At 74.2% G+C, this 8,657-nt stretch carries 7 protein-coding genes; 3 read left to right on the forward strand and 4 right to left on the reverse strand.

What is annotated here, in order from left to right:
- Nucleotides 1-263 (forward strand): hypothetical protein (locus tag ACFT55_RS16755; RefSeq protein WP_380244978.1); only part of this gene is annotated, 263 nt, incomplete at its 5' end.
- 16 nt (nt 264-279) lie between these two features.
- On the opposite strand, the gene ACFT55_RS16760 is transcribed toward ACFT55_RS16755, so the two are convergent.
- Genes ACFT55_RS16760 through ACFT55_RS16770 form a run of 3 tightly spaced genes read right to left on the reverse strand, consistent with a single transcriptional unit; the run spans nt 280 to nt 3,534 of the window.
- Complete coding sequence (locus ACFT55_RS16760) at nt 280-2,385, reverse strand: prolyl oligopeptidase family serine peptidase (protein ID WP_380244979.1); 2,106 nt, start codon at nt 2,383-2,385, stop codon at nt 280-282.
- A gap of 55 nt (nt 2,386-2,440) precedes the next feature.
- Nucleotides 2,441-3,334: an NAD(P)-dependent oxidoreductase gene (locus ACFT55_RS16765; protein ID WP_380244984.1), complete on the reverse strand. Its 894-nt coding sequence runs from the start codon at nt 3,332-3,334 to the stop codon at nt 2,441-2,443.
- Nucleotides 3,292-3,534 carry a hypothetical protein gene (locus ACFT55_RS16770; RefSeq protein WP_380244980.1) on the reverse strand — a complete coding sequence of 81 codons (243 nt, stop codon included), beginning with the start codon at nt 3,532-3,534 and terminating at the stop codon, nt 3,292-3,294. The genes ACFT55_RS16765 and ACFT55_RS16770 overlap by 43 nt, the downstream gene beginning before the upstream one ends.
- Nucleotides 3,535-3,722: 188 nt before the next feature.
- Between ACFT55_RS16770 and ACFT55_RS16775 the strand changes: the two genes are divergently transcribed.
- Nucleotides 3,723-4,940, forward strand: coding sequence for an FAD-dependent oxidoreductase (locus ACFT55_RS16775; RefSeq protein ID WP_380244981.1), 1,218 nt, complete (start codon nt 3,723-3,725; stop codon nt 4,938-4,940).
- 160 nt (nt 4,941-5,100) lie between these two features.
- Here the strand turns inward: ACFT55_RS16775 and ACFT55_RS16780 are convergent, their stop codons facing one another.
- Complete coding sequence (locus ACFT55_RS16780) at nt 5,101-7,155, reverse strand: cytochrome c oxidase assembly protein (protein ID WP_380244982.1); 2,055 nt, start codon at nt 7,153-7,155, stop codon at nt 5,101-5,103.
- A 202-nt stretch (nt 7,156-7,357) separates the two neighbouring features.
- Between ACFT55_RS16780 and ACFT55_RS16785 the strand changes: the two genes are divergently transcribed.
- Complete coding sequence (locus ACFT55_RS16785; RefSeq protein WP_380244983.1) at nt 7,358-8,620, forward strand: ABC transporter substrate-binding protein; 1,263 nt, start codon at nt 7,358-7,360, stop codon at nt 8,618-8,620.
- Nucleotides 8,621-8,657 lie beyond the last annotated feature (37 nt).

Raw genomic sequence — 8,657 nt, forward strand, 5'->3', positions numbered from 1 at the left:
TGCGCGCCCGCCCCCCCCCGCCGGCCGCGCCGCGCTACGTGGACCAGCAGCAGGTCCTGCGCGAGGAGATGATCGCCGCGCTGACCCGCGTCATGGCCGCCCTCGGTCTGCGGTTCGCCGTCGACGAGCACGTGGCGATCGACCTGCTCCTGGGCGCCCACGAGGCCGGCCAGCGCGCGGCGATGCTCCCCGCCACCACCGCGCGCCGCGACGCCAGCGCCATGCTCGAGGTCCTCGTCGACCTCATCGTCACGCCCGCCTGACCGCCCTGCCGGAGGGTCAGAGGTAGGCGGGCAGCTCCGGCTCGGCGTCCAGGACGTGCTCCGCGAGGAACGCCAGCACCACCTGGTACCAGACCTTCGCGTGCTGCGGTGCGAGCACCCAGTGGTTCTCGTCGGGGAAGTACAGGAAGCGGTGCACGGTGCTGCCGTCGTCGTCGGCCGGGAGACCTGACTTCGTGAGCAGCTCCTGCCAGAGGCGCAGCCCCTCCCCGATGGGCACGCGGTAGTCCTTGTCGCCGTGGATCACCAGCATCGGGGTGCGGATGTCGCCCACGTACCGGTGCGGGCTGTGGACCTCCGTCATCTCGGGCGTCATCTCGCGGTTCCAGTAGTACGCGCCGTCCGTGGTGGGGCCGAACTGGTCGAGCGCCCACAGGCTGGCGTGCGTGACGATCGCCCGGAAGCGGTCGGTGTGCCCGGCCACCCAGTTCGCCATGTAGCCGCCGAACGAGCCACCCATGGCGGCGGTCCGTGTCGCGTCGATCTCCGGCAACGCCTCGGCGGCGTCGGTGATCGCCATGAGGTCGGTGAACGGCGCGTCGCCCCAGGCGCCCCAGCCGCGCTGGACGAAGTCCTGGCCGTACCCGGTGGACAGGGCCGGGTCGGGCAGCAGGACGGCGTACCCGCGCGCGACCATCAGCCACGGGTTCCAGCGCCAGCTCCACGCGTTCCACGTGCTCAGCGGCCCGCCGTGGATCCACAGCAGCAGCGGCGCGGGAGCGTCGGCGGCGGCACCCTCGGGGAGCGCGAGCCAGGCGCGGACGCGCACGCCGTCCGCCGTCGTCGTGTCCACCTCGGTGAGGGTCCCCGGCAGCGCGGGTGCGGGGACGGGGCCGCGCAGCGCGTCGGCCGCCAGGGGGGTGCGCTCGCCCGGCGCGCCCGTCGCGACGAAGGCGGCGAGGTCGATCCGCACCGGCTCGGACGGCGCGGCGTAGCTGGTGCGCAGGGCGTAGAGCGCGGCGCCGTCGGGCGCGGCCTGCACGTCCGTGAACGTCGCGGCGTCGGAGGTGAGCCGCTCCACCGTGACGGGCTCGTCGGCGCCGGGGCCGCCCGGGCCGAACGTCAGCAGGAACAGCGGTCCGCGACCGTCCTCGTCGGCGGTGACCACCAGGCCCGACCCGTCGGGCAGCCACGTGATGGCTCCGGGCCAGCGGTCCCAGTCGTCGGCGAGCACCACGGGCTCGGCGTCGGGGTCGTCGAGCGGGACGAGGCCGAGCCGCACGACCGGCGCCTCCTGCGGCGTCGTGACCGACTCGGACAGGAAGGCCACCCAGCGCCCGTCCGCGGAGACGGCCGGGCCGAAGGCGTCGGCGTCCGGGTCGTCCACCAGGGTGCAGCGCTCGCCCGTGGCCGTGTCGACCGCGACGAGCGTGACGCGCACCGCGGCACCTGCGTCACCCACGTTCCACGTCGTGACGAGCGTGGCGCCGTCGGGCGTGAGGTCGGCCTGGTGCTCGTCGAGCTGGCGGCCGGGACCGGTGAGCTGGCGCAGGTCGAGGCGTGCCTCGTCGGCGGTGAGCGGGGCGGCGAACCGTCGGACGGCGTCCGGCCCCAGGTCGGAGTCCCAGTGCCGCACCGGGTACCCGGCGTGCAGGATCGCGGACAGCTTGCGGTCGGTGCGCTCACCGCGGAGCTTCTCGTCCTCCGGCAGGTCCGCCGCCGCCGGCAGCAGCGGCGCCGCGACGGACACGACGTCGGCCGCCCGCGCCGCCAGCACACCGCTCACCCCACCGGGGGCGGTCGCGACGACCCGCGCCTCGCCGCCGCCCGCGGGCAGCAGCCACAGCGCGGACTTCGGCTCGTCGTCGTCCTTCTCTGCCGCGGGGTCCGGGCGGGCCGACGTGAACAGCACGTCGCCCGAGGCCGCGAACACCGCCGACGACTCGCCCTTGCGGCTGCGCGTGAGCCGCCGCGCCGGGGCGGTGCCCGCGGGGTCGACCTCCCACACGGCCGTCGTCCAGCCGGTGCGCTTCGCGTCGAGCGTCTGGACGGTCGTGACGAGGCGGGAACCGTCCGGGCTGAGCGCGAGCCCGGCGACGCGCGGGAGCTCGAGGTAGTGGTCGAGGTCGTGGAAGGGCGTGGAGGCGTCGTTGTCCTGGATCACGGCCCCGGTCTACCACAGCCCCCGCCGAACAGGTGGTTGTTCACCGAATGAGCCTTCATTCGGTGAACAACCGCCTGTTCGGCACGGCGGGCGACGGGTCGTAGAAGCCGGCGAACGCGGCGACGAGGCGCCGGGACGACTCGATCATCGCGCTCCACGTCATCCCCGCGACGTGCGGCGTGAGGATCGCGTGCGGGTTCCCGGTCAGCGGCGACGCGAAGCGTTCGCCCTCCACCGCGAAGACGTCGAGCGCCGCGACCGCGGGGCCCCGGTCGGGCGTCCGCAGCACGGCGTCGAGCGCGTCCTCGTCGACGATGCCGCCCCGCGCCGTACAGACGAGGAGCGATCCCGGACGCATGACTCCCAGCTCACCCGCGCCGACCATCCCGCGCGTCTCCGCGGAGAGCGGGACGTGCAGGGAGACGAGGTCGGACGACGCCAGCAGCGCAGGCAACGCGACCGCCCGCTCGACACCCCACTCGCGCGCCGCCTCCGGCGTGAACCGCGAGGTCCCCAGCACAGCCACCGTGGCGCCGAACGCCCGCACCAGCCGCGCCACCTCCCGCGCCGTCGCACCGGCCCCGACCAGTCCCACGCGGCAGCCCGCGAGGCCCTGCGCCGGACTCGCCCCCGCGGCGTCGGCCCATCGACCGGAGTGCAGGACGGCGCTGCGCCTCGACACACCGCGAAGGCCGTCGAGCACGAGGGCGAGGGTGTGCTCGGCGACCGCGACGGCGTAGGCGCCCGGCGTCGAGAGCACCTCGATCCCCAGCCGCCGGCACGCCGCAGCATCCACCGTGTCCACGCCGGTGGCAGCGCGACCCACGACGCGCAACGGCTGGTCGTGGGCGGGGTCCGCAAGACGTCCCAGCACCGTCGCGTCGAGCGGGATCCCTGCCCGGAACTTCAGTCCGTCGAAACCTGAGAAGCGCTCGGCCGCGGCGACCAGCGCAGCGCGTCGAACCCGTCGAGGTCCACCACGTCACCCTGCTCTGCGAGCGCGGCGCGCTCCCCCGGGTCGGGCACGCGCCGCACGTTGACGACCGGCCGGAGGCCGAGGGCCCGCAGCGCCCCCAGCTCGACCGGCCCTTGCGCGCCCGGGGCCGGGTCGACGACGAGCACGCGGGGCTGAGCGGGGCGACGCGACATCGGAGAACCGTACCGACCCCCGCCGAACAGGTGGTTGTTCACCGAATGAGCGTTCATTCGGTGAACAACCGCCTGTTCGGCCGCCCGGTGGGGGTGTCGGGGAACGTCGGATGAACGTTCGCTGAACTTGTTCGCCGGGACGCCCCGTGCGGTTGAGCGGGCACCTCGTCATCGGGCACGGTCTCGTCGTGAGACCACCGTCGCCCCGTTCCACCCATCAGCCTCCGCTGCCCGCCACCGCCGACCTCGTCGTCGTCGGGGCAGGGATCGTGGGCCTCGCGCACGCGCTGGAGGCGCACGCCCGAGGGCACTCGGTGCTGGTCGTGGAGCGCGACCCGCGGCCCGACGGCGCGTCCGCCCGGCGCAGCGGCCACGTGGCAGTCACGACGCAGGACGCCGCGACCCTCTCGTGTGCGCTCGCGACGCGGGAACGCTGGCTCAAGCTGGGCCGCGAGGCCGGGTTCTGGGTCAAGGACACCGGAGCCGTGGTGGTCGCACGCTCCACCGACGAGCTCGCCGTCCTCGACGACCTGGTGGCCGCCCGCGACGGCGACGCGCAGCTCCTCGACGCCGCCCAGACGACGGAACGGGCCCGCGTGGCCTCGGACGACGTCGTCGGCGGCGCGTTCCTGCCCCTCGACCTGCGGGTCGACGCGCGCGATGCGCTCCGGGCGCTCGCTGCCGCCCTCGACGCCCGCCCCCGGGCCGACGTCGCCTGGTCCACGACGGCGCTCACGTTCGAGGCGGGCACCGGGCGCACGCTCGTCCGCGCCTCACGCGGGGAGGTCGTGGCCAGGCGGGTGCTGGTCGCCGTCGGCGCGGACCTCGACCGGTTCTTCCCCGACGAGACCGCGCGCACCGGCCTGCGGCACGACGTCCGCCAGGTCCTGCGCGTCGCGGTGCCGGGACGGGCGCACGACCCGTCCGGCCCCGCCGTCCTGGGTGGGACGACCCTCCTGCGCGACGCCGCCTATGTGCACAGCCCCGCCCTGGCGGACGTGCGCGAGCGCCTGCGCACGCACGCCCCGGAGCTTCTCGACGCGGCCGTCCACCTGGCGTTCACCCCGCACTCGGGCGACGGCTCGCTGCTGCTCGGCACGGCGCGTCGCCCCGACGCGGAGCGCGGCGCCGACACGGCACTCGACCGTGCCCCGGAACGCTCCGAGGCCGCCGACGCGCTCCTCCTGCGGGAGGCGACGGCCCTGCTCGGGCGGCCTGTGGAGGTGCAGCGCCGCTGGGCCGTGCCCGACGTCGTCGTGCCCCGGCCGCGCCGCGGACCGTTCGCCGGCACGCCCTTCGTCGTCGCCGACCCCGCTCCAGGGGTCACCACCGTGACCGTCGCCGACGGGCTGGGCACCACCACCGCGCTCGGTCTCGCCGCGAAGGTCGTCGACGGCTTGCTCTGAGGCCCGGGTAGTACTCCCTACTACCTCGCGGTGGGTCCCACTACCTCACGGTGATACCGACTACCTCGGCACGCCCCGAACTACCTCGCCGCACCTCGAACTACCTCGGCACGCCCCGAACTACCTCGGCATGGCTGGAACTACTTCGCGGGGGGTTCGACTACCTCGGGGGCTGGCGGTCGTCGCGGTCGGCCATCCGGGCGAGCATGGCGTTGTACTCCTCGAGCTCGGCGTCCCCGTCGCGGTCCGCCTTGCGGTCCCGGCGGCGCGCCTCGCGCTCGTCCGACGTCGTCCACTGGATCGCGACGGCGATCGCGAGCGCCAGCGTCGGCAGCTCGCCGATACCCCACGCCACACCGCCGCCGCGCTGCTGGTCGTCGATCGCGGGCAGGCCCCACGGGCGCCCCATGTTGCCGAACCAGTCGGCCACGAGGAGCGACGTCCCGGTCGTGAGCACGACGCCGAAGAACGCGTGGAACGCCATGGTCGCGAACAGGAGCAGCAGCCGCTGGGGGTAGCCGGGACGCTTGGGCCCGGGGTCGATGCCGACCAGCGCGTTGGCGAAGAGGTAGCCCACCAGCGTGAAGTGCACGATCATCCACACGTGCCCGGCGTGGTTGCGCAGCGCGAACTCGAACGCCGGCGTGTAGTAGAACGCGATCATGCCGCCCGCGAAGAGCACGGCGGCCACCACCGGGCGGGCGATGAACTGGCCGAAGCGCGAGTGCACCAGCCCGAGCACCCACTCGCGCGGGCCGCGGCTGCCGTCCTTGCGGGCGGGGATGGCGCGCAGCAGCAGCGTGACCGGCGCGGCGAGCACGAGGAACAGCGGCACCAGCATCGCCAGGACCATGTGCTGCACCATGTGGCCGCTGAAGATCACGTGCCCGTAGACCGCCGGGCCGCCGCTGGTCACCCAGAACATCACGACCATGCCGAGGCACCACGACACGGTCCGTCCCACGGGCCAGCGGTCCCCGCGTCGCGCGAGCCGCAGGGCCCAGCGCACGTAGACGACCAGTCCGGCCACGCACGCGAACGCCAGGAGCGGGTCGAGGCTCCACTCGGTGAACCAGCGCGCCATCGTCGGCTCGGGCGGCAGCGCCTCGCCGGTGAGCTGGAACGCGGGCGAGACGTCCACCGGCACCTCGTCGGGGACGGGCGGGGCGGTGGAGCCCAGCGCCACGGCCACGCCGGAGACCGCACCGATGACGAGCAGCTCGACGGCGAGCAGGCGCCAGAACAGCCGCCGCACGGCGCCCCGCGTGTCCGCCCGCCCGAGGCGGCCCACCACCCACATCCGGTGCGCGAACCCGAACGCGCCGAGCGCCACCATGAGCACGGCCTTCGTGAGCAGGAGCACGCCGTACGGGGTGAGCAGGTCGCCGAACGACTCCATGCGGATCCACGCGTTGGCGATGCCCGAGAGGCCGACGGCGGCGAAGCACCAGCCCGCGACGGGCGAGAAGCGCGCGACGGCGGACGCGGCGGCACGGCCGTCGTCGTTCCCGTCCCCTCGGGTCAGGACGGCGACGAGCAGCGCCCCCAGGCCGCCCACCCACACGGCGGCCCCGACGAGGTGCAGCAGCATCGCGCCCACGGCGAGCTCGTGGTTCGCGGCGCCCGACGCGTGCCCGGTGGTGGACTGCATGGCCAGCGCGGCGACGGGCAGGGCCGCCGTCCACAGGGCGCCCACCGGCCCGCGGACCGCCATCGCGAGCGCGGACGTCAGCGCCGCGACGACGATGATCGCGAGGTAGAGCTTGCCCAGGTCGAGGTCCGTGACGAACTGCGCGAGGCCCTGCCCGAACGCCGGCGAGGAGGGCGCCGTGCCCGAGATGTTGGCGTACCGCAGCACGAGCTGCAGGACGGCGGCCACGGCCCACACGGCGCTGGCGGCGCCCGCCGTGGTGAGCACCCGCGTCTGCGCTCGTCCCGGCGGCAGCAGGCAGGCCGCCGTGAGCAGCGAACCGAGGGTCACGGCCACGCTGAGCTCGGTGAGCACGGTGGTCATGGGCAGGCCGTAGCGCACGACCGCGCCCGGGTCGGTGAACCCGCTCAGCGCGGCGAACGCGCCGGAGTAGGCTCCGCCGACCAGGACGGCGAGGACGGCGACGAGGACGGCTGCGGGACCGGCGGCGACGAGCCACCACGGTCGCGGCGGCACGCTCGGGGTACCGCCCGGCCGCCGGACGGCGGGGGCTGCGGAGGTCACCCGTCCAGCCTAGGGGCGAGTCGGAGCGGCCCGGGCCCCTCCCGGTGTGACGCTGCCGTCTGCCCACCCTTCCCAATCGAACGATTATCGATTAGTCTCCAGGCGTCACGTCCACCGCACGTCACTTCACCGTCGCAGGCAGACCGGGCCGGGCACGCGCAGCAGCGAGCCGGCAGCGGGCGGCGACCCGAGAGGATCAACGATGATCAAGCACCGCACCCTCGCGAGCGTGGGCACCCTCACGGTGGCCGCGCTCGCCCTGACCGGCTGCGCCGGCTCCGACGACGACGGCAGCGCCGGCGGCACGACCGAGGTCAGCCTGCTCGTCAACGTGACCCCGAACCTCACCGAGGAGTTCTGGAACGACCTCGTCAAGCCGTTCGAGGACGCCCACCCCGACATCGACGTCGTCGTCCAGAACCCGGGTGCCGAGGGCGTGGCCGCCGCCCTCCCCCGCCTCCTCACGGCGGGCGACGCCCCCGACGTCGTCCAGTCGATGCCCCCGACCGTCGACCTCGCCCCGGAGCTCGTCGACCTCTCCGGGTACGACTGGGCGAAGACCGGCCCCCTGGCCGACCAGTACTCGATCGACGGCAAGTACTACATGGCCGGGATCGGCTTCCAGCTGCAGAGCCTGTGGTTCTACAACAAGTCCGCGTTCGAGGAGGCCGGCATCAGCGAGGTGCCGACCACCGTCGACGAGCTCACCGCCGACCTCGGCAAGCTCAAGGACGCGGGCTGGACGCCGGTCCAGACCGGCGGCGACTGGATGACGAGCCACTCCCTGCAGGCCCTCGGCCTGCCGTCGATCGTCGGGCAGGACCCGGACTGGTACGCCCACATGAGCGCGGGCGAGGCCACGTTCTCCGACACGTACGGCGACGCCGTCGCCACCTACGCCGACTGGGTCGCGAAGGGCTACGTCCCCAAGGACGCGCTGGGCATCAAGTACCCGGACGCCGAGCAGGCGTTCCTGTCCGGCAAGAGCGCGATCTACCCGATGGGCAGCTGGTTCGCCGGCACCGAGGCCAAGGCGGCGGACAAGCCGGAGATCGGTGTCTTCCGCGCCCCGGCCGTCGACGGCGTCGCCGCCCCCGCGATGGGCGCGAACATCGCGAGCCCGTACTCCATCCTCAAGGCGAGCAAGAACCAGGACGCGGCGGCACAGCTCGTCGAGTTCCTCGTCACCGACAAGACGGCGGTCGCGGACCAGCTCGAGGTCGACGGCAACTTCCGCGACGGCTACGAGTACGAGATGGACGACCTCGGCAAGGAGCTGCTGCAGATCGTGGCGGACACGCCCGCCGAGTCGTACACCCCGACCGGCCAGGGCTACGGCGAGCGCACGCTGCCGACCGGCTACTCGGACGAGATCAACGCCCAGACCCAGGCGCTGATCGGTGGCACGCCGGCCGACAAGGTCGACGCCGCGATGGACGACTGGTTCGCCTCCACCGTGGGCTGACCCACCCCGCCACCCACCCGCCCGGGCGCGGCACAGC

It is taken from the genome of Isoptericola sp. NPDC057191 (genome assembly GCF_042670225.1).
Taxonomy (GTDB): Bacteria; Actinomycetota; Actinomycetes; order Actinomycetales; family Cellulomonadaceae; genus Isoptericola.